At 73.0% G+C, this 18,691-nt stretch carries 21 protein-coding genes; 9 read left to right on the forward strand and 12 right to left on the reverse strand.

Annotation, left to right across the window (positions count from 1 at the left end; translation table 11 throughout):
• Positions 1 to 41 precede the first annotated feature (41 nt).
• Positions 42 to 1,049 carry a serine/threonine-protein kinase gene (locus Q0858_RS09385; RefSeq protein ID WP_299053147.1) on the reverse strand — a complete coding sequence of 336 codons (1,008 nt, stop codon included), beginning with the start codon at positions 1,047 to 1,049 and terminating at the stop codon, positions 42 to 44.
• A 241-nt stretch (positions 1,050 to 1,290) separates the two neighbouring features.
• Between Q0858_RS09385 and rpsF the strand changes: the two genes are divergently transcribed.
• The 4 genes from rpsF (at position 1,291) to rplI (ending at position 3,173) form a co-directional block, all read left to right on the forward strand.
• Positions 1,291 to 1,602 carry a 30S ribosomal protein S6 gene (rpsF, locus tag Q0858_RS09390; protein ID WP_299053150.1) on the forward strand — a complete coding sequence of 104 codons (312 nt, stop codon included), beginning with the start codon at positions 1,291 to 1,293 and terminating at the stop codon, positions 1,600 to 1,602.
• Positions 1,603 to 1,713: 111 nt separating this feature from the next.
• The gene (locus Q0858_RS09395; RefSeq protein ID WP_299053153.1) at positions 1,714 to 2,331 is read left to right on the forward strand and encodes a single-stranded DNA-binding protein; all 618 of its coding nucleotides are present in this window, start codon (positions 1,714 to 1,716) and stop codon (positions 2,329 to 2,331) included.
• 124 nt (positions 2,332 to 2,455) lie between these two features.
• On the forward strand, positions 2,456 to 2,692 hold the full coding sequence (gene rpsR / locus Q0858_RS09400) for a 30S ribosomal protein S18 (RefSeq protein ID WP_240234826.1): 237 nt from the start codon (positions 2,456 to 2,458) through the stop codon (positions 2,690 to 2,692).
• A gap of 34 nt (positions 2,693 to 2,726) precedes the next feature.
• Positions 2,727 to 3,173 (forward strand): 50S ribosomal protein L9, encoded by a 447-nt coding sequence (rplI, locus tag Q0858_RS09405; protein WP_299053160.1) that lies wholly within the window; start codon positions 2,727 to 2,729, stop codon positions 3,171 to 3,173.
• On the opposite strand, the gene Q0858_RS09410 is transcribed toward rplI, so the two are convergent.
• Positions 3,160 to 3,681, reverse strand: a complete 522-nt coding sequence (locus tag Q0858_RS09410; RefSeq protein ID WP_299053162.1) for a hypothetical protein — start codon at positions 3,679 to 3,681, stop codon at positions 3,160 to 3,162. The two genes, rplI and Q0858_RS09410, sit on opposite strands and share 14 nt — an antisense overlap.
• A 9-nt stretch (positions 3,682 to 3,690) precedes the next feature.
• Positions 3,691 to 5,118 carry an MATE family efflux transporter gene (locus Q0858_RS09415; protein WP_299053165.1) on the reverse strand — a complete coding sequence of 476 codons (1,428 nt, stop codon included), beginning with the start codon at positions 5,116 to 5,118 and terminating at the stop codon, positions 3,691 to 3,693.
• 624 nt (positions 5,119 to 5,742) lie between these two features.
• On the opposite strand from Q0858_RS09415, the gene dnaB reads away from it, so the two are divergent.
• From dnaB to Q0858_RS09435, 4 genes are all read left to right on the forward strand, one after another.
• On the forward strand, positions 5,743 to 8,481 hold the full coding sequence (gene dnaB / locus Q0858_RS09420; RefSeq protein WP_299054524.1) for a replicative DNA helicase: 2,739 nt from the start codon (positions 5,743 to 5,745) through the stop codon (positions 8,479 to 8,481).
• 239 nt (positions 8,482 to 8,720) lie between these two features.
• Positions 8,721 to 9,038 (forward strand): hypothetical protein, encoded by a 318-nt coding sequence (locus tag Q0858_RS09425; protein ID WP_299053167.1) that lies wholly within the window; start codon positions 8,721 to 8,723, stop codon positions 9,036 to 9,038.
• Between the two features lie 779 nt (positions 9,039 to 9,817).
• Complete coding sequence (locus Q0858_RS09430; protein WP_299053169.1) at positions 9,818 to 9,958, forward strand: hypothetical protein; 141 nt, start codon at positions 9,818 to 9,820, stop codon at positions 9,956 to 9,958.
• 65 nt (positions 9,959 to 10,023) lie between these two features.
• On the forward strand, positions 10,024 to 10,227 hold the full coding sequence (locus tag Q0858_RS09435; protein ID WP_299053171.1) for a zinc-ribbon domain-containing protein: 204 nt from the start codon (positions 10,024 to 10,026) through the stop codon (positions 10,225 to 10,227).
• A 130-nt stretch (positions 10,228 to 10,357) separates the two neighbouring features.
• Here Q0858_RS09435 and chrA read toward each other — a convergent pair whose 3' ends face one another.
• The 6 genes from chrA to Q0858_RS09465 all read right to left on the reverse strand — a co-directional run bounded on the left by chrA (position 10,358) and on the right by Q0858_RS09465 (position 14,608).
• Positions 10,358 to 11,731, reverse strand: coding sequence for a chromate efflux transporter (gene chrA, locus Q0858_RS09440; protein WP_299053173.1), 1,374 nt, complete (start codon positions 11,729 to 11,731; stop codon positions 10,358 to 10,360).
• On the reverse strand, positions 11,728 to 12,162 hold the full coding sequence (locus tag Q0858_RS09445; RefSeq protein WP_299053175.1) for a chromate resistance protein ChrB domain-containing protein: 435 nt from the start codon (positions 12,160 to 12,162) through the stop codon (positions 11,728 to 11,730). The genes chrA and Q0858_RS09445 overlap by 4 nt, the downstream gene beginning before the upstream one ends.
• Positions 12,159 to 12,662, reverse strand: a complete 504-nt coding sequence (locus tag Q0858_RS09450) for a Chromate resistance protein ChrB (protein ID WP_299053178.1) — start codon at positions 12,660 to 12,662, stop codon at positions 12,159 to 12,161. Before Q0858_RS09450 ends, Q0858_RS09445 begins: the two co-directional genes overlap by 4 nt.
• A gap of 63 nt (positions 12,663 to 12,725) precedes the next feature.
• Entirely contained in the window at positions 12,726 to 13,700 is a 975-nt protein-coding gene (locus Q0858_RS09455) for a YihY/virulence factor BrkB family protein (protein ID WP_299053180.1), read from the reverse strand.
• A gap of 24 nt (positions 13,701 to 13,724) precedes the next feature.
• Positions 13,725 to 14,051, reverse strand: coding sequence for a hypothetical protein (locus Q0858_RS09460; RefSeq protein WP_299053183.1), 327 nt, complete (start codon positions 14,049 to 14,051; stop codon positions 13,725 to 13,727).
• A 5-nt stretch (positions 14,052 to 14,056) separates the two neighbouring features.
• Positions 14,057 to 14,608, reverse strand: coding sequence for an AAA family ATPase (locus Q0858_RS09465; protein WP_299053185.1), 552 nt, complete (start codon positions 14,606 to 14,608; stop codon positions 14,057 to 14,059).
• A 34-nt stretch (positions 14,609 to 14,642) separates the two neighbouring features.
• Here Q0858_RS09465 and Q0858_RS09470 point away from each other — a divergent pair, with 34 nt between their 5' ends.
• Complete coding sequence (locus Q0858_RS09470) at positions 14,643 to 15,335, forward strand: class I SAM-dependent methyltransferase (protein WP_299053188.1); 693 nt, start codon at positions 14,643 to 14,645, stop codon at positions 15,333 to 15,335.
• 7 nt (positions 15,336 to 15,342) lie between these two features.
• Here the strand turns inward: Q0858_RS09470 and Q0858_RS09475 are convergent, their stop codons facing one another.
• The 3 genes from Q0858_RS09475 to Q0858_RS09485 form a co-directional block, all read right to left on the reverse strand.
• Entirely contained in the window at positions 15,343 to 16,725 is a 1,383-nt protein-coding gene (locus Q0858_RS09475) for an FAD-linked oxidase C-terminal domain-containing protein (protein WP_299053193.1), read from the reverse strand.
• Positions 16,726 to 16,781: 56 nt separating this feature from the next.
• Entirely contained in the window at positions 16,782 to 17,729 is a 948-nt protein-coding gene (locus Q0858_RS09480; RefSeq protein WP_299053196.1) for a hypothetical protein, read from the reverse strand.
• 134 nt (positions 17,730 to 17,863) lie between these two features.
• Positions 17,864 to 18,688, reverse strand: a complete 825-nt coding sequence (locus tag Q0858_RS09485) for a DUF1295 domain-containing protein (protein ID WP_299053199.1) — start codon at positions 18,686 to 18,688, stop codon at positions 17,864 to 17,866.
• Between the last annotated feature and the right edge of the window lie 3 nt (positions 18,689 to 18,691).

Here is an 18,691-nt window from a genome sequence, read left to right on the forward strand (position 1 = left end):
GTCGCGGCCTCGTGCGTGTGCCCAGGGGCGTCAGCCCGGGCTCAGCCCAGCGTCAGGAACAGCGCGACGCCGGCGAGCACGATCGCGAGGACGAAGCAGACGATCGCGACGGTGATCGCGGACGACGACCCGGCCGCGGCGGGGGCGGTCGAGCCGGCCGGCGGACGGCCCTCGGGTGCGGTCGGGCTCGGGCCGGTGCCGGCCGAGGCGGCCCACGCGGGGACCTGGGCGTCGCCGAGCTGGTCGAACACCTCGGGGGGCTCGGGGGAGTCCCGCCACGGTGCGCCCGGGGGGACGCCGACCCGCCGCAGGTAGTCCAGCGCCGCCGAGGCGGACGGCGGGCGGTTCGCGGGGTCGGGGTCGACCATCGCCCGCAGCAGCGGGGCGAGGACGCCGTCGGGTACGCCGTTCTGCTGACGGGGCTCGAGGCCGGTGAGCATGTAGGTGCCGACCACGCCGGCGGCGTACAGGTCCTGCGCCGGGTCCGGGGGTGCGCCCTGCGCCTGCTCGGGCGACATGTAGCCGTCGGTGCCGATGGCGCCGGGGAAGCGGGTGAGCCGCACGTCCTCGACGAGTGCGGCGATGCCGAAGTCGGAGAGCCGCACGTGGGGGCGTCCGGTGCCGGTCGCCTCGAGCAGGATGTTCGCGGGCTTCACGTCGCGGTGGACCACGCCGGCGCCGTGGACGGCGACGAGCGCCTGCAGCAGCTGGTCCATGAGGACGACGGCGTAGCTCTCGGGCAGCGGCCCGTGGTCGCCGACGAGGGTCTGGACCGACCCGCCGCGCACCAGGTCCATCGTGAAGACGACCAGGTTGTCCTCGGCGGCCCAGCCGCCCGGGGCGACCACGTGGGGGTGGCGGATCCGGACGGACTGCTCGCGGACGAAGCGCAGGAGCATCCCGCCGTCGTGCTGGCCGAGGACCTTGGCGGCGAGGAACGTCTCGGTCCGCAGGTCCCAGGCACGCCAGACCGAGCCCATGCCGCCCGCGCCGATCTGGTCGACGAGCACGTAGCGGCCGGCGAGCGGGTGGTTGGCTGGCAGACTCATGGCAGCGGTCACCCTACCCACGGACCGGCCCCGCGAACCCCGTCCTGCCCGCTTCGGCCGTGGACCGCGATTTCGTCCCCGGCGCGGCGCCGGGCTACGGTGACCTGTCGTCGTCGCGACCGTCCCACCGAGCGGACCGGATCGTGCGACGGACCGTCGCGGCCCAGTCCGCCGGCGGACGCAACGCCCTCCTGCCACGGAAGTTCCGTGGCCGCCGAGTCCACAGGAGGTGGGGACCCGCGTGCGTGCCTACGAAGTTCTGATCATCCTCGACCCGTCCCTCGACGAGCGCACCATCGCGCCGTCGCTCGACCGCTACCTCACGCTCGTCCGCAACGGCGGCGGCACGGTGGAGCAGGTCGACGTCTGGGGCCGTCGTCGCCTCGCCTACGAGATCGACAAGCACAGCGAGGGCATCTACGCCGTCCTGACGCTGAACACGACCCCGGCCACCGTCGCCGAGCTCGACCGCCAGCTGACGCTCAACGAGTCGATCCTGCGCACCAAGGTCGTCCGGCCCGTCGTCACCACTCCCGCTCCGGCGGCGTCCTGACCCACGCCGTACGGCGTCAGCGGCCGGGCCCCCTGTGGACAACAGGGTTCCCGCTGTCGGCGCCAGGCGTGAGCATGGGACACCCACCCGGATCCTGAGAGGACCTGACACATGGCAGGCGAGACCCTCATCACCGTCGTCGGCAACCTGGTCGACGACCCCGAGCTGCGCTTCACCCCGTCCGGCGCCGCGGTCGCGAACTTCCGCATCGCCTCGACGCCGCGCACCTTCGACCGCCAGAGCAACGAGTGGAAGGACGGCGAAGCGCTGTTCCTGTCCTGCTCGATCTGGCGGCAGGCCGCGGAGAACGTCGCCGAGTCCCTCGTGAAGGGCATGCGCGTCGTCGTCCAGGGGCGGCTGAAGCAGCGCTCCTACGACACCCAGCAGGGTGAGAAGCGCACCGTCTTCGAGCTCGAGGTCGACGAGGTCGGCCCCTCGCTGCGCTACGCCACGGCCAAGGTCACCCGCACCCAGCGCTCCGGCGGTGGCGGCGGGTACGGCGGCGGCCAGGGTGGCGGCCCCCAGCAGGGCGGCGGCCAGCAGGGCGGCGGTCAGCAGGGCGGCGGCTGGGGCGGATCCGGCGGCGGCCAGCAGGGCGGCCAGTCCGGTCCCGTCGACGACCCGTGGGCCACTCCGGCGCCGCAGGGCGGCGGTGGCGGTCGACCTCCCGCCAACGACCCGTGGGGAGCCCCCGGGGTCGGTGGCGGCAACGACGACCCGCCGTTCTGATCCTCGCCCCACCCCCGGTCCCGCGGGACCAGCACCACCCCATCCATCCAGTCACCATTCCGGCCCAGCCCCGGCACGCCCGTGCCGGGCGCCGAGGGCCGGGCTCGCACGAAGGAGCACCACAATGGCGAAGGCAATCGTCCGGAAGCCCAAGAAGAAGGTCTGCCAGTTCTGCAAGGAGAAGGCCGACGGTGTCGACTACAAGGACACCACCCTCCTGCGGAAGTTCATCTCCGACCGCGGCAAGATCCGCGCCCGTCGGGTGACCGGCAACTGCGTCCAGCACCAGCGGGACGTGGCCATCGCGGTGAAGAACGCCCGCGAGGTCGCTCTGCTGCCCTACACCGCCACCGGTCGCTGAGCCCGGACGCACGGACACAAGGAGCGCTAGACCAATGAAGCTCATCCTGACCCAGGAGGTCTCCGGCCTCGGGAGCCCCGGCGACGTGGTCGAGGTCAAGGACGGCTACGGCCGCAACTACCTCATCCCCCGCGACCTCGGCGTCCGCTGGACCCGCGGCGGCGAGAAGACCGTCGAGACCATCAAGGCCGCCCGCGCCTCCCGCTCGGTGCGGGACCACGGTCACGCCGAGGAGGTCCGCACCAAGCTCGAGGCCGAGACGGTCAACGTGCAGGTGCGCGCCGGCGAGGGCGGTCGCCTGTTCGGCGCCGTCTCCGTCACCGACATCGCCGACGCGGTCAAGGCCAGCACGGGCGAGTCCGTCGACAAGCGGACCATCGCCATCGAGCAGCCGATCCGCTCGCTGGGCGCCCACACCGTGGGTGTCCGCCTGCACGACGAGGTCGTCGCCTCGCTCTCGCTGAACGTCATCCCGTCCTGACGGAGGGCGCCCAGCTCCGCCTCGCGTAGGCGAACAGCAGCACGATCACCAGCACGATCGCGAAGCCGGCGGCGACGTACGTCGCCGCGGCCAGCGAGGCCACGCCCCCGCCGAACACCACGGCGGGGGCGAGGCCTATCACCACCACGGCGACCAGCGCGGTCCGCAGCCAGTTCATGGCGCGGACGTCGCCGCTCGCCCGCGCGTCGGCGCGCAGCCGCCACAGCAGCGCCGCCGTGAACGCCAGCTGCGGCAGGTTGGCCCCCCACGTCAGCGCGGGGTCCCCGCCCACCAGCGGCTCCCGCACCGCCGGGAACCACAGCGCCGTCGCGACGACGAGCGCGATCCCCGCCAGCGCCAGCAGCGGGCCGCGGCCCTCGGGGACGCGCGCGACTCCGAGCAGCACCAGCACCCACCCGAGCGGGTCGGCCAGGACGTCGTACCCGCCGGCGGGCGCGCTGAGGGCCACGACCAGCAGGCCCATCGCGATGCTCTGCAGCGGCAGCACGCGGCGAGCCTAGGACGCCCCGTGCGGCCGGCCGGCCTCGCCTCGTCCGGGGTCCGCCGCACCGGTCACCAGCCACGCCGAGCCGCGCGCCCGGTGGAGCAGGACCACGCCGCGCCCGCCCATGAAGACGGTCACGAACACCACCCAGGTGGCGACGAGACCACCACCCGCGCCGGCGACGACGAGGGCGACCGGGGCGTGGAGCAGGAGCACGAGGAGACCCGACCACGCGAGGTAGGTGCCGTCACCGGCGCCGATCAGCACCCCGTCGAGGACGAAGACGACCCCGGCGAGCGGCTGCGCGAGAGCGGCGACGAGCAGGACGGGGACGAGGAGCTCCCGGACGGCGGCGTCCGGGCTGAACAGCGGGCCGAGGACGGGTGCGGCGAGGGCGAGCAGGACACCGGTGACCACGCCAGACCAGACGCCCCAGGTGACCATCCGGCGGGTCACGGCGCGGGTGCCGTCGACGTCCCCGGCGCCGAGGAAGCGCCCGGTGATGGCCTGCGCCGCGATGGCGACGGCGTCGAGGGCGAAGGCGGTGAACGTCCACAGCGTCATCGCCAGCTGGTGGGTGGCGAGCTCGACGTCGCCGGTCCCCCCTCCCGCTCCCGCGGAGGCGACGCCGAGCGTGACGGCGTACGTCGTGACCAGCAACGAGGCCCGCAGCGTCAGCGTGCGGACCAGCAGGGGCACGGACGCGCGGGCCGCGGCGACGACCGCTCCGCCCCGCGGCCGCAGGGACGACCGGGCCCGGCGTGCGGCCCGGACGACCACGGCCACCAGGACGAGCGCGGACAGCGTCTGCGCGACGACGGACCCGATCGCGGATCCGGCGATGCCGAGCGGCGGCAACGGTCCGACGCCGTACACGAGGACGACGTTGAGGACGACGTTCAGCAGGTTGCCGCCGATCGCCACGAGCAGCGGCGTCCGGGTGTCCTGCAGGCCGCGGAGCACCCCGGTCCCGGCGAGGACGAGCAGCAGCGGCGCCACCCCGAGGAGCGCGGGCCGCAGGTAGTCCCCGGCGTACGCCGTGACCGCGGGTGAGGCCCCGAACGCCTCGACCACCGGTCCGGCGACGGCCAGGCCGACGGCGGTGAGCACGACCCCGAGGGCGACCGCGAGCCAGAGGCCGTCCACACCGGCCGACAGTGCCCCCGCCCGGTCGCCCGCTCCCAGGCGACGGGCCACGGTCGCGGTGGTGCCGTAGGCGAGGAACACGCACAGCCCGACGACGGTCTGCAGCACGACGCCCGCGATGCCGAGGCCGGCGAGCTGGGCGGTGCCGAGGTTGCCGACCACGGCGGCGTCCGCGAGCAGGTACAGCGGCTCGGCGACGAGCGCGAGGAAGGCGGGGAACGCCAGGCGCACGATCTCCCGGTCGTGCTCCCTGCCCGGCCGGCGGGACCCGGCGCGGCGCTGCTCGCGGCCCACGTGCGGTCACTCTAGGCCCGGGTCCGCCGCGCGGCGGGGCCGGTGGACAGCCTGTGGGTAACTCGGCCCACGCGCCTCTACAGGGCTGACCGGGCCGGTGGCAAGGGGGCGATCCGCAACTTTACTTTCCGTGACCACCAGGTGAACGAGATCGTTACCCACGACTTTTCCTCCACACGGTCGTGAAGATGTCTCCGCAGGTCAGAGCCCTTTGGATCGTGCCAAGGGAGTCTTCCTCCACAGGGCTGTCCCCAACCTGTTCACATCGGTACGGCGCGTCGTCCACCGTTCCGCCGAGTTGTCCCCAGGGGGCTGTGGATAACCGGGCGTCGCCAACTTCCCCCGACCTCGGGAACGGACCTAGTGTCGGTGGCTCGAGGGACCGTCCGCGCTTTTCGCTCGCCTCTTCTCGTGCCGCCGGCCCGGTGTCGGTGGTCCCGTCCAGAGTGCTGTCGAACGGCAGCTCGACATCGTCACGGAGAAGGGTGGAGCCGCGTGAGCGTCACCGACCAGGACCCCCAGGTCTTCGGGCCCCCGGACGACGGGTGGGGCGACGGCCCCGCGCCGTACGCACCCGGCGAGGCGCCCAGCGGCGGCGCCGGCGACCGGACCCCGCCGCAGGACATGGCGGCCGAGCAGAGCGTGCTCGGGTCGATGATGATCAGCAAGGACGCGATCGCCGACGTCGTCGAGGCGATCAAGGGCACGGACTACTACCGCCCGAGCCACGAGATCATCCACGACGCGATCATCGACCTCTACGGCCGTGGCGACCCGGTCGACCCGATCACGGTCGCCGACACCCTCGGCCGTCGCGGTGAACTGCAGCGCGTCGGCGGGGCGCCGTACCTGCACACGCTGACCTCGACCGTCCCCATCGCGCTCAACGCCGGCTATTACGCGGAGATCGTGCGGGAGAAGGCGATCCTGCGCCGCCTCGTTGAGGCCGGCACGAAGATCGTGCAGATCGGGTACGCCGGCGAGGGCCAGGTCGACGCCGTCGTCGACGAGGCCCAGGCCGAGGTCTACAAGGTCACCGAGCGCCGCGCGGCGGAGGACTACGTCCCGCTGTCGGCGATCATGGAGGGCGTCCTCGACGAGATCGAGGCGATCGGCAACCGGGAGACCGGGCTGTACGGCGTCCCCACCGGTTTCGCCGACCTCGACGGGCTGACGAACGGTCTGCACTCCGGGCAGATGATCATCGTCGCCGCGCGTCCCGCGATGGGGAAGGCGCTGGCGCTCGGGACCCCGCTGCCCACCCCCGAGGGGTGGACCACGATGGGCGAGGTCGCCGTCGGCGACCAGCTGCTCGACGGCGCCGGCGACCCGACCACGGTCGTCGCCACGACCGAGGTGATGGAGCGGCGTCCCTGCTACGAGGTCGTCTTCTCCGACGGCTCGCGCATCGTGGCCGACGCCGAGCACCTGTGGCTCACCACCATCGCCGGCTCCGGCCGCTCGCGGGTGCGGACGACGGACCGCATCCGGCGCTCCCTCGACAGCACCCACGTCGTCGCGATGCCCGACGGCTCGGAGATGAAGATCGAGAACGTCTACCGCGTCCGCTCCGTGCCCGTGCGGTGCGTGCAGGTCGACAACGACGAGGCGCTGTACCTCGCCGGCCACTCGATGATCCCGACGCACAACTCGACGCTGGCGCTCGACCTGTGCCGGGCGGCGTCGATCGCGAACAACATGACCAGCGTCTTCTTCTCCCTGGAGATGAACCGGTCCGAGATCACCATGCGCCTGCTGTCGGCGGAGGCGATGGTGCCGCTGAACTCCATCCGCACCGGCCAGCTCACCGACGCCGACTGGCAGAAGCTCGCCCGCAAGATGGGCGAGGTCTCCTCGGCGCCGTTCTTCATCGACGACAGCCCGAACATGACGATGATGGAGATCCGCGCGAAGGCCCGCCGGCTCAAGCAGCGCCACGACCTCAAGCTGATCGTCATCGACTACATGCAGCTGATGAGCTCGGGCCGCAAGGTCGAGTCGCGTCAGCTGGAGGTCTCGGAGTTCTCCCGCCAGATCAAGCTGCTGGCCAAGGAGCTCGAGGTGCCGATCATCGCGCTGAGCCAGCTGAACCGTGGCGCGGAGCAGCGCAGCGACAAGCGCCCGATGATGAGCGACCTGCGTGAGTCGGGTTGCCTGACCGCGGAGACCCGGCTGATGCGCGCAGACACCAACGCGGAGGTCAGCCTCGGCGAGCTGCTCGCCTCCGGCGCCACCGACGTCCCGGTGTGGGCGCTCGACGACCGGCTCGCGCTGGTTCCCCGCACGCTCACCCACGCCTTCCCGTCGGGCACCAAGCCGGTGTACGCCATGACTACGGCGTCGGGCCGCGTGGTCCACGCGACGGCGAACCACCGCTTCCTCACCGTCGACGGCTGGCGCCCGCTGGGGTGCCTGCGCCTCGGCACGCCCATCGCCGCCGCCCGCCACGTGCCGCCGCCGAGGATGGTCAGCCCCCGTCCCGACGCGGAGGTCGAGCAGACCGCACGGCTGCTGGGCCAGGAGTCACTCCGGCGTCGCTCGCTGCTGCCCGAGGGCCTGCGCCGGGTGCGGAACCGCGACAAGTTCGTGCCCGACTGGGTCTTCGGGCTCCCGTCCGCCCAGCTGACGGCGTTCCTGCGGCACCTGTTCGCGACCCCCGGCACCGCCGGCTTCGCGGACGGCCTGCGCCCGCTCACGTCGTACGGCGCGGTGAGCCGTCGCCTGGTCGACGACGTCGCCCGGCTGCTGCTGCGCTTCAACGTCACCGCGAGCGTCACCCGGGTCCCGCGCGAGGGCCTCCGCGACGCCTGGTGCCTGGCGGTCGACGACGCCGACGACCAGCTCCGCTTCCTGGAGAAGGTCGGCGTCACCGGGTCCCGCGAGACGGAGGCCGCCTTCCTCGCCGCGATGCTCCGCGCGAACCGCCCCGAGCCCGAGGACGCCGACACCCCGCTCGCGGACCGCCTGTCGGCGGCGGCCACGGAGGTCGCCCCGGGCGGCACCGCCACGCTGCCCCGGGTCGTGGACGTCCTGGAGGACGAGGACCTCGAGGTCGTCGCCACCAACGACGTCCGCTGGGACCCGGTCGTCTCGATCGAGGCCGTCGGTGAGCAGCCGGTGTACGACGCCACCGTCATGGGCCTGCACAACTTCGTCGCCGACGGCCTCGCCGCCCACAACAGCCTGGAGCAGGACGCCGACATGGTGATCCTGCTGCACCGCGAGGACGCCTACGAGAAGGAGTCCGCCCGTCCCGGCGAGGCCGACGTGATCGTGGCCAAGCACCGCAACGGCCCGACGCGCGACATCGTCGTCGCCTTCCAGGGCCACTACTCCCGCTTCGTGGACATGGCGCACGGCTGAGCGTGCTGCCGGTGTCGGTCGGATCCCTCAGTAGCAGAAGCTCGGACGTCACGTACGCAACGACTTCGGAAGCTTGACTAGAGCCCGTGGCCACCGAACTGCCCCCACCTGCAGCTCCCCAGCCGACTGCTCGCCGCAGCCGCTTGGACCTTGGTGCATCACTTTGCTTGGTGGGCATTGTTGGGCTCGCGGTGGGTGGCTGTGGGGGTACGAGCAGTCCGGAACCCACCTCCGACTCCGTGGTCAGCAAGGTTGAGTCGGTCTGCGAACTTCTCAATCCGCACAGACCCCGAGACCTGTACGCCGCGGGGCCACCGGAGACGCAGTGGAAAGAGTATGCGGATTACCTTGAAACAGCGGTCGACGAGGACGACCCCGCACAGGTCGAACTCCGCAACTTGACCAGGCAGATGATCCGCATTGCGCCGGCGCCCGAACGACCGGGCCGCAGGATCATCGTGCTGACTATTTCCATCGACGACGTTTCATCAGAGGGTGGTTGCAACAAGTTCCGGGGCTACGTCAAGCCCGTCCCCCCGAACCCGAGTCAGCATTGAACGCGCCGCATTCGTGATGTTGCCCGGCTCGCCCGCACGCGTGTGTGGGCATTGACGTCGACCACCGAGCAGTCGGCTCACCGCGCAGCTTAACGAGAACTCCCGCGAGGGCCAGACGCTGTGCACATCGCGGTCAAGGACAAGATCCCATGTGGCTACTGAATGGCGCTCGCTCCCTACGCCGACGGGATGGGAGAGACGGGCCATGTCACCGATCGAGAGGGGTCAGGGTCCGCAGATCGCAGCCGTTCATGGATGGTCTGGATAGCGCTCTTTCGTCACCCTCAACTTGATCTGGTATCTCTCCTACGCCGCGTACCTGGCCCTGTTGGCCAGCGAGGGGCCTGTTCCGCCGACTGGCGCGACCCTGCTATTCCCGCAGGCGCCGAGGTCGCCTCGGTGACGGAGCACTGCAGCAACGGGCCCTGTTGGCGCGAGATCCGAATCCGGCCCGCCGACGGTCAGGATGTCGAGGACCTCGTCGCCGAGATGGGCCTTGACGGCAACGGGTCCCGGTCATACGGGTGGCGGCCAACGAACCCAGCTAGCGTCGAGGTGTTCCTGCCGTACGGCTACCGCGGCCAAACCTCGCTCAGGGTCGCGGTGCAGTACGACAGCCCGTTCCCGTACTAGGCCCAGGGTGCCCAGGCGCGCAGAAACCACAGTGCTGCGCAGCCGTGTCTGTGCCGCCGGGCCGCAGTCTCGGTGTCCTGTCCACCGTGGCGGGGCGCAAACCGTCCGAGGCCCGCGCAGCCCGTCCGACGCAGCCGGCCGGTGGGGTGCGTAGGCGAGTCGTCCTGACCTACGACTGGAGCGGCACGCCGGAGGCGAACATGCTCCGTTTCGGCGTGCCGTTGTTCGACGAGAGACAGATGGCGGCGTCCTTGGCGCTCCTGGCCGGGGTCGTCGAGCTGCCCTGACCGCGACCGGGTCGGGCCCGGGGGGACGCAGCCGACTGCGGCCCGGCCCCGCCTAGGCTGGCGAGGTGTTCTTCCTCTTCGGCCTCGGGACCAAGCGCCAGCACGTGGGGGCCGGGTCGACGAGGACCTGCCCCCGCTGCCACAACCAGACCCAGTGGGGTCGGGTGAAGGAGTTCAAGCAGTTCACGCTGTTCTTCATCCCCGTCGCGCGGTGGAGCCGCCGCGAGATGGAGGTCTGCGGGATCTGCGGGGCCTCCGTCGTGCTCTGAGCTCCGGCCGCGCCCGCGCCACGGGCTGGCCGGTGCACGGAGGACAGGAGAGATGCGCTCCGAAGGCCCCTGATCAGCCCGTCGAAGCCGATCTCTCCTGTCCTTCGCGCCACGGTGCGTAGCGGCGGGGTCAGGCCAGACCTGACAGCCCCACGACGACGCCGACCAGCGCGCAGACGCCGAGGGTGCGCAGCACCGACCACCCGCGCCAGAAGATCAGCACGCACGCCAGCGCGGTGATGGCGAGCGGCGCCCACTGCAGGGAGTCGAGCACCGGGTACTCCACGTCCAGGGGACCGGTGGTCAGCCGGCCGGTGTCCGCGAACAGCGTGTGGACGGTGAAGAACACCGCCAGGCTCGCGATCACGCCGACGACCGCCGCGGTGATGCCGGTGAGGGCGGTCGCGAGGGTGCGGTTGCCGCGCAGCCGCTCGACGTACGGCGCCCCCAGCAGGATGAACAGGAAGCTCGGCACGAACGTCACCCACGTCGTCAGCAGCGCCGCGATCGTCGCCGCGACCCAGGGGTCGAGGGAACCGGGGGAGCGGTAGGCACCCACGAACGCGACGAACTGCACCACCATGATCAGCGGACCGGGGGTGGTCTCCGCGAGCGCGAGGCCGCGGACCATCTCGCCGGGCGCCAGCCAGCCGTACACCTCGACCGCCTGCTGGGCGACGTAGGCGAGGACGGCGTACGCCCCGCCGAAGGTGATGATCGCGGCGCCGGAGAAGAACACCCCCTGGTCGACGAACACGCTGGCCCGGCCGAACAGCACCGCCGCCGCGACCACCGGCGCGACCCAGAGCAGCAGGCCGACCACCAGCGTCAGGGTCGTACGGCGACCCGAGGGGCGCTCGGAGTGCAGCGCGTCGTCGCTGACGAGCGGGGTCGGGCCGTCGTCCGCGGCGGCCGCCTTGGGGGCGCGGGTGAGGTCGGGGATGACGCGCCCGAGCACCCAGCCGAGCAGGGCGGCGGCAGCGACGACGGCGGGGAACGGGACGGCGAAGAACGTCAGGGCCACGAAGGACGCGGCGGCGACGGCGACGAGCGCGGGGTGGCCGAGGCCCTTCCGGCTGACCTTGATCACCGCCTGCACGACGATCGCGATGACCGCCGGCGCGAGCCCCAGGAAGACCGACGCGACGAGGTCGGTCTCGCCGTACGCGACGTAGATGCCGGACAGCACGAGCAGGGCGACGACCCCGGGCAGGACGAACAGGATCCCGGCGACGAGCGCACCCTTCACACCGTTCAGCAGCCACCCGACGTACGTCGCCAGCTGCTGGGCCTCGGGGCCGGGGAGGAGCGTGCAGTACGACAGCGCGAAGAGGAACCGCTGCTGGCCGATCCACCGCTTCTCGTCGACGAGCGTCCGCTGCATGACGGCGATCTGGCCGGCCGGTCCGCCGAAGGTCTGCAGCGAGATGGCGAACCAGGCACGGGTGGCCTGGGCGAGGGGGATGACGTCGCCGCTCTGCGGGCGGTCGGGGGCGTGGCTCATGCGGGGGCGCTCCTGTCGAGGACGTAGCCGCGGCGGAAGTAGTGGGCGAGGCCGTCGAAGAGCGGAGCGGTCAGCTCCAGGACGGCGTGGTCGTCCTGGGTCATGGACAGCCCGCGCAGGACGACGTCGAGGCCCGGGGCCTCGGGGGCGTCGTACCGGTCGTCCTCGAGGTCGGCCTCGTGGACGATCGCGGCGAGGCGCCACAGCACCGGGTCGTCGAGGTCGTGGCGCCGCAGGATCGTCTCGAACGTGCAGTCGTCGCCGTGGTGGCCGTAGTCCACCCCCCGCATGTCGAAGGGGGTCGCGTCGTCGGGAACGTCCGCGGGGTCCTCGACGAAGAGGAAACGTGCCTCTTTGTCGACATGTCGCTTGATCAACCAGGCGGACGCCGCCCGGTCGATGTGGATGCCGGCGCGCGTGGCCCACCTCATCGCGGTGCTCCCACACGGGCGGACCCGGTGGCGCGGGGCTTCAGCGCGCGGACGGCGGCGGCCGCGTCGTCGCGCTCGGGCGGGGGGAAGTAGTCGCGCCGCTGGATGGCCCGCAGCGTCCGCCGGAGGCGTCGGACGACGCGCGGGTCCAGGTCCGCCGGACCGAGGGAGAGTGCCTCGCGGGCGAGGTCGCGGTACTCCTCGGCGCGGGCCGCGGCCATGCCGCGGACGATCCGCTCCTCGTCGGCGCGGGTCAGGGTCTGGGCCCGCAGCAGCAGCGCGCTGCCGTCGGCCTCGAGGACGCGGTCGGCCACCCACTCGAGGTGCTCTCGGGTCCGGGGGTCCTCCGGGAGGGCCACGGCGCCGTCGCCCAGCTGGGCCACCCCCAGGGCGCGCAGCTTGCGCCACACGGCGATGCGCGGCGTCGAGGGCTCACGGGGGACCCGGTAGAGCAGGCAGACCCACGGGACGGGTTCCGCGCGGGCGGACGATGTAACCACGGTTGCAAGGTAGACAACGACCCCTGACGGGTCAACCGGACTCGCCCCCGGGGAGCGGACCGCCTAGACGTGCTTCGACACCGACTGGTGGTGGGGCCGACCGGGGTCGTCCAGTGCCGGCTCGGGCTCGTGGCCGCGGATGGCCTCGAGCTGCGCGCACACGGCGATCCCGTAGAACAGCCCCATCGAGGACAGCAGGCTCCACAGCAGCAGCGCGATGATCCCGCCGAGCGGCCCGTACGTCGTGTCGAACGACGCGCTCACGCGGACGTAGAGCGCCAGACCGGCGGCGGCGACCATGCTCAGGGACACCGCGACCGCCGAGCCCAGCGCGAGCCAGGACAGCGCCGGCTGCCGTCGGCGCGGGGAGTGGTTGAACAGCGTCGCGATCGCCACCACGAGGAGAGCCAGGCCGGCGGGCCACCGCGCGACGTCCCAGACGAGGTGGGTGGTGTCGGACCAGCCGTACTCCGCGACCATCGCGTCGGCGAAGGCGCCGCCCGCGACCAGCAGCACGAAGCCGGTCCCGACGGGGACCGCGAGCAGGACGGTGAAGACGGCGGCGCGGCCGTACTTCCAGGGTGCGGGCCGGTCGCGCCGGATCCCGTAGATCCGGTTGCTGCCCCGCTCGATCTGCGCCATCGCCGTCGTCATCGAGATCGTGGAGAAGAGCAGACCGATCACGAGCGCGACCTCCCCGGACTCCTCGGAGCCCTGGGCGGCCCGGGCCAGGGCGTCGTCGCTGCCGCCGCCGGGGGCGACGGCGTTGACGGTCGCGCCGATCACCCGCGACCAGGCGTCGTCGTCGATGTCGGCGGCGAGCCCGGCCACCGCCAGCAGGAACGGGACGACGGCCAGCGCCGCCTGCAGCGCGAGCGCCCGCGAGTTGGTGAACCCGTCGCCGTACCGGAACCGCCGGAAGGACTGGACCGCGATCTCCTTGAGCCCGTGGCGGCGGACGAGGTGCCAGGCGTCCTCGGCGTCGAGCTCCTCACCGTCCATCTCGACGGTGACGGGCACCAGTCGGGCGGTGGTCATGAGCGGAGACTAGGGCAGGCCCGCTCAGCGCAGATCCCGGAGCAGCGCGGAGGCGTCGCCGTACGCGGCGTCGAGGAGGCCCATGAGGGTCCGGTTGACCGCGTGCACCTCGTCGGGCGCGACGGTGTGGCCGTTGACCGGGGTGAGGACGAGGTCGTTCAGGCTGCCCGTCCCGCCGAACGCGCCGCGCAGCCGTCGGAGTCCGTGGGCGTCGTGGGCGCGCACCTCGGTCTCGACCCGTGCGAGCCACTGCGCCCAGCGGGCCTCACCGGCCCGCTCGAGGAGGTCCCGCGCGTCGACGAGCGCCGTGAGCAGTCGCGCGTACCGCTCGTCGGCCTCCCGCTCGTCCATCGCCGTCAGCGCGCCAGGGTCGCGATCAGTGCGGAGTAGGTGCCCTCGACGTCACCCTCCCGGCTGGGGACGGCGATCGCGCCGGTCCGCTCCCCGAGCAGGCGGGTCAGCACCGCGTGACGGTCCCGGAGGTGGGCGTCGCCGCCCTGGCCCGCGACGATCGCGCGGACCTGGTCGTGCCACGGGTCGGCGCCGTCCGACCCCCGCCGGTGGAAGCGCGCGACCGTCGCGTCGGCGTCGTCCATCAGCACCCGCTCGAGGAAGTCCGCCCCGGCCTCCGTGGCGGCAGCCTCGAACCGCGCCAGCTCGGCGGGGTCGGCGAGGAGCTGCGGCAGGACGACGTCCTGCCCGCCGCGGAGGTAGGCGGTGATCATCGCCAGCGCCGCCGGGCGGATGAGGGCGCCGGCGCCACCGAAGTCGTCCTGCCAGCCGCCGATCAGGGTCCGGAGCACGTCGACGTCGCACACGAGGGTGCCGGGACGGTCGGCGGCGTACCGGCGGGCGAGCGTCGACTTCCCGATCCCCGGCGGGCCGTTCAGCAGCAGCAACCGGGCCATGGCGCCGAGGGTAGCCAGCGGGTTGGATGGGGTGGTGGCGGACGAGCGCGACCAGATCGACTGGGCCGAGTGGCACCGCGGGTACGACGACCCGCAGGGTCACCTCGCCGGCCGTCTGGCGGTGGTCCGGCAGCTCGCCGCGAAGACGATCGACCTGGCGACCGCGCGGCCGCCGTACGTGACGAGCCTCTGCGCGGGCGACGGTCGCGACCTGTTGCCGGTGGCCGCGGTGAGTGCGCGGCTGCCGCGGGTCACGCTCGTGGAGCAGGACCCGCGCCTCGCGGAGGAGGCCCGCCGGCAGGCCGTCCGGCTCGGGCTGGGGGACACGGCCCGCGTCGTGGAGGGTGACGCCGGCGACCTCGCGACGTACGTGGGGGTGCCGCCCGCCGACGTCGTCCTCGTGTGCGGGGTGCTGGGTCACCTGAGCGACGACGACGTCGAACGGCTGGCGGTCTCCCTGCCGCAGCTCGCGACCGCGGGCGCCCGGGTGGTCTGGACGCGGGGGCCGTGGGCGACGGCCGACGCCGGACCGAGGGTCGAGGAGACGGACGACGAGCACCCGGCGGAGGGCATCCGGCGCGCGTTCGCCGCGCACGGCCTCGTCGAGGAGGACCTCGTCACCCCCGAGGGCACCGACTTCTGCGTCGGCGTCCACCGCCTCACCCGCGACCCGGCGCCGCGACCGCCGGTGGGGAGGCTGTTCCGGTTCGGCTCGGCGAGCGGCTAGCCGCTCCTCACAGCACCTTGCCGGGGTTGAGGATCCCGTGCGGGTCCAGCGCCGCCTTGACCGCGCGCTGCATCGCGACCACCTCGGGGCTCAGCTCGGCGTGCAGCCCGTCGCGCTTGAGCAGCCCGACGCCGTGCTCGCCGGTGACGGTCCCACCGAGCTCGAGGGCGTCGGCGATGATCTCCTCGAACGCCGCCTGGGCCCGCTCGCGTGCGGCGTCGTCCCCGGGCGGCGTGATGATCAGCGGGTGCAGGTTGCCGTCACCGGCGTGGGCGATGTTGGCGATGAGGACGTCGTGGGCGGCGGCGGTCCTCTCGATCCGGCCCAGCATCTCCGGGACGGCGCCCTTCGGCACGCAGACGTCCTCGGTGAGCAGCGGGCCGAGCCGCTCCAGCGCGGGGTAGGTCATGCGGCGGGCCACGAAGAGCGCCTCCGCCTCCTCCTCGTCGGTGGACGCGGCGGCGAAGGTCGCCCCGCCCTCCTCGAAGCAGCGGACGAGGGTGGCGGCCTCCTCGTCGCCGGCGGCGCCGGGTGCGTCGGTGCGGCCGAGCAGGACGACGTCGGCGTCGGCCGACAGCCCCATGTTCTTCCAGTCGTCGACGGCCTTGAGGCAGTGGTGGTCGATGAGCTCCAGCGCTGACGGCGCGATCCCGCTCGCCCCGACGGCCTCGACGGCGCGGCCGGCGTCCACGACCGAGTCGAAGTAGCCGACGACGGTCCGCTCGGCGGGCCGCGCGGCGCGGAGCCGGACGGTGATTTCGGTGACCACGCCGAGCGTCCCCTCGGAGCCGACCATCAGGCCGACCAGGTCGTAGCCGACGACGCCCTTCGCCGTACGACGCCCCACGCGGACGACCTCGCCCAGGCCGTTGACCAGCTCGAGCTCGAGGACGTAGTCGCGGGTGACCCCGTACTTCACGCAGCACAGCCCGCCCGCGTTCGTCCCGACGTTGCCGCCGAGGGTCGACCAGGGGGCGCTGGCGGGGTCGGGCGGGTACCAGAGGCCCTCCTCGGCGCACGCCGCCCGCAGGTGGTCGTTGACGACGCCGGGCTGGACGACGGCGAGCCGCTCGAGGTGGTTGATCTCGCGGATCTCGGTCATGCGCTCCGTCGACAGCACGACGCAGCCGTCGACCGCGTTCGCGCCGCCCGACAGACCCGTGCCCGCCCCGCGCGTGACGAGCGGGACCTCGTGGGCCAGACACGCCCGCACGGTGGCCTGCACGTCCTCGGTCGTCCGCGCGCGCACCAGCGCGACCGGGTGCCCGTGCGGGGCCCACTCGGCCTCGTCGTGGGAGTACGCCGCGAGCACGTCCGCGTCGCTCGCCAGCCGGTCGGCGGGGAGGGCGTCGGTGAGCGTCGCGAGGACCGGGTGGGCCGTGAGCGTCATGCGTCGATCCTCACTCGCGGTGCAAGCGAGCGCCAGGGGAGTCCTGCGGTGGGCGCTCACGCGCACCGAGGGCAGGGGTGCGGCGAACCGGTCCATCCGCGGTTCTGCAGCAGCCGGCCGATCCGGACGGCGGTCGTGCAGGGGCGACCGAGCACCTGACCGTGGCCGAGGCGTGCGGTGACGAGGCCGTCGACCACCGCGTCGAGGTCGCGATCCAGGTCGCGGTCCCGGTCGGCCCGATGGGTGTGGTCGGCGCGTCCGTCGAGCTCGACCACGACGCCGAAGGCGCGGTGGAGGACGTCACGGAAGACCGTGCCTCGCGCCGAGGCACGGACCTGACGTCCGGCTCGTGGGAGACCGTGCGCCAGCTCGACGTCGCGGAGATAGGCCCGCTCGAGGACGGAGCAGGCCCCGCGCCCGAGGTCGTCGAGCGCGGCGGTGAGGAACGCCCGACGCCGCTGGCGCAGGCGCGCCTGCAGGGCCGCGGCGAGGCGGTCCGTCGTCGTCCGGCGGGCCGACACCACCTCGGCGAGCACGGCGAAGGCCGTCATGTCGTCCCCGGCCTCGCCGGCGACGTCCAGGACCGCCTCCTCGAGGCGTACCCGTGGGGGACGACGGTTCCACTGGACACGGCCGTCGAGGCCACGGGTCTGACTGATGCGGACGCCGGGCGGCTCCTCGAGCGTGCGCCCGTGCTCGACGAGGACGCGGATGGAGGCGCCCGCGCTGAGCTGTCGCGACGTGCCGAGGGTGGCTAGGATCGAGGAGGGTCCCGCGAGGGCGGCCGGCGCGGCGTACAGCACCGCCGCCCACGCCCGCTGGCACCAGGTCGGCTCGCCGCTGTGGACGACGTACACGCCGGGGTGGATCGGGACCAGGAGGCGGTGCCGCAGCCAGCAGCGCAGGTCGGACCCCGTCGCGCCGAGGGAGACCAGCTGCCGGCGCGCGACGACGCCGTCCTGCTCGGCCGCGAGAGCGGCGGCGACGGGAGGAAGGCTGGGCACGGCACCAGCCTCGCCGTCCTTGGCCGACGAGGGCGTGGCTCCTCCACAGGCCGGGGCCGAACGCATCAACGGAGGTGATCGCTGTCTCTCACAGACAGCGATCGCCTCCGTTGACCACGTGGGTCAGGACGGGGTCAGGACGTGAGCGTCTTCTTCGGCCAGGGCACGAAGAAGGCGACGCGCTTCTGGTACTCCCGGAACGCGGGCCGCTCCTGCATGCGCCGCTCGGTGCGCTTGGCGCCGGTCGCGTAGATGAGGAAGTACGACATCGCGACGGGGGCGGGGAAGGTCCAGGCAGTCGGCGCGGAGGCGGCGCCCGCGAGGTACAGGCCGTCCCAGACGACGGAGTCGCCGAAGTAGTTCGGGTGGCGCGACCAGCCCCACAGCCCGGTGTCGAGGATGTCGGGCGGGTTGGCGTCCCCGCGCTCCTTGGCCGCCTTCTTCTCGGCCGTGAAGCGGTCCTTCTGACGGTCGGCGACCGCCTCGATGACGGTGCCGGCCACGGCGGTGGTGAGGCCCAGGGGGAACAGCCACCGGCGACGACCGGACGGCAGCTCGCTCGCCGCGGCCATCTGGATCGGCAGGGACACCAGCATCTGCGCCGCGCCCTGGGTGAGGAACACCTTGGTGAGCACCTGCCCGGTCGAGGCGTCGCCGAGGAACTCGGTGTAGCGCTCGTCCTCGGTGTCCTTGCTGCGCAGCCGCCCGAGCATCAGCGTCCCGAGGCGGGCGCCCCACACGGTGGTCGCGGCGGCCATGGACCACCGGCGGGCGGCGTCCCCGTTGCCGGCGACGGCGCTGGTCACCGCGACCGCGGCCAGGCCGGGGCCCCAGATGCCGTCGACGTAGTCGCGGCGCTCCCTCGGGATCGCGACCGCGGCGGTGGCCCCCTGGATCGCGGCGACGACGAGCGCGGAGCGCCCCATCACCCGCCGGAGGTTCTTCGTGTCGATGCTCATGCC

Source organism: uncultured Nocardioides sp. (genome assembly GCF_947489365.1).
GTDB lineage: Bacteria > Actinomycetota > Actinomycetes > Propionibacteriales > Nocardioidaceae > Nocardioides.

What these genes read in the sequence shown, in the direction of transcription:
- Q0858_RS09465 (WP_299053185.1), bottom strand. Translation starts at nt 14,608, where the DNA reads ATGGCCCGGTTGCTGCTGCTGAACGGCCCGCCGGGGATCGGGAAGTCG.
- chrA (WP_299053173.1), bottom strand. Translation starts at nt 11,731, where the DNA reads ATGAGCCACGCCCCCGACCGCCCGCAGAGCGGCGACGTCATCCCCCTC.
- Q0858_RS09395 (WP_299053153.1), top strand. Translation starts at nt 1,714, where the DNA reads ATGGCAGGCGAGACCCTCATCACCGTCGTCGGCAACCTGGTCGACGAC.
- rpsR (WP_240234826.1), top strand. Translation starts at nt 2,456, where the DNA reads ATGGCGAAGGCAATCGTCCGGAAGCCCAAGAAGAAGGTCTGCCAGTTC.
- Q0858_RS09485 (WP_299053199.1), bottom strand. Translation starts at nt 18,688, where the DNA reads ATGAGCATCGACACGAAGAACCTCCGGCGGGTGATGGGGCGCTCCGCG.
- Q0858_RS09385 (WP_299053147.1), bottom strand. Translation starts at nt 1,049, where the DNA reads ATGAGTCTGCCAGCCAACCACCCGCTCGCCGGCCGCTACGTGCTCGTC.
- Q0858_RS09460 (WP_299053183.1), bottom strand. Translation starts at nt 14,051, where the DNA reads ATGGACGAGCGGGAGGCCGACGAGCGGTACGCGCGACTGCTCACGGCG.
- dnaB (WP_299054524.1), top strand. Translation starts at nt 5,743, where the DNA reads ATGGCGGCCGAGCAGAGCGTGCTCGGGTCGATGATGATCAGCAAGGAC.
- rplI (WP_299053160.1), top strand. Translation starts at nt 2,727, where the DNA reads ATGAAGCTCATCCTGACCCAGGAGGTCTCCGGCCTCGGGAGCCCCGGC.
- Q0858_RS09445 (WP_299053175.1), bottom strand. Translation starts at nt 12,162, where the DNA reads ATGAGGTGGGCCACGCGCGCCGGCATCCACATCGACCGGGCGGCGTCC.
- Q0858_RS09455 (WP_299053180.1), bottom strand. Translation starts at nt 13,700, where the DNA reads ATGACCACCGCCCGACTGGTGCCCGTCACCGTCGAGATGGACGGTGAG.
- Q0858_RS09475 (WP_299053193.1), bottom strand. Translation starts at nt 16,725, where the DNA reads ATGACGCTCACGGCCCACCCGGTCCTCGCGACGCTCACCGACGCCCTC.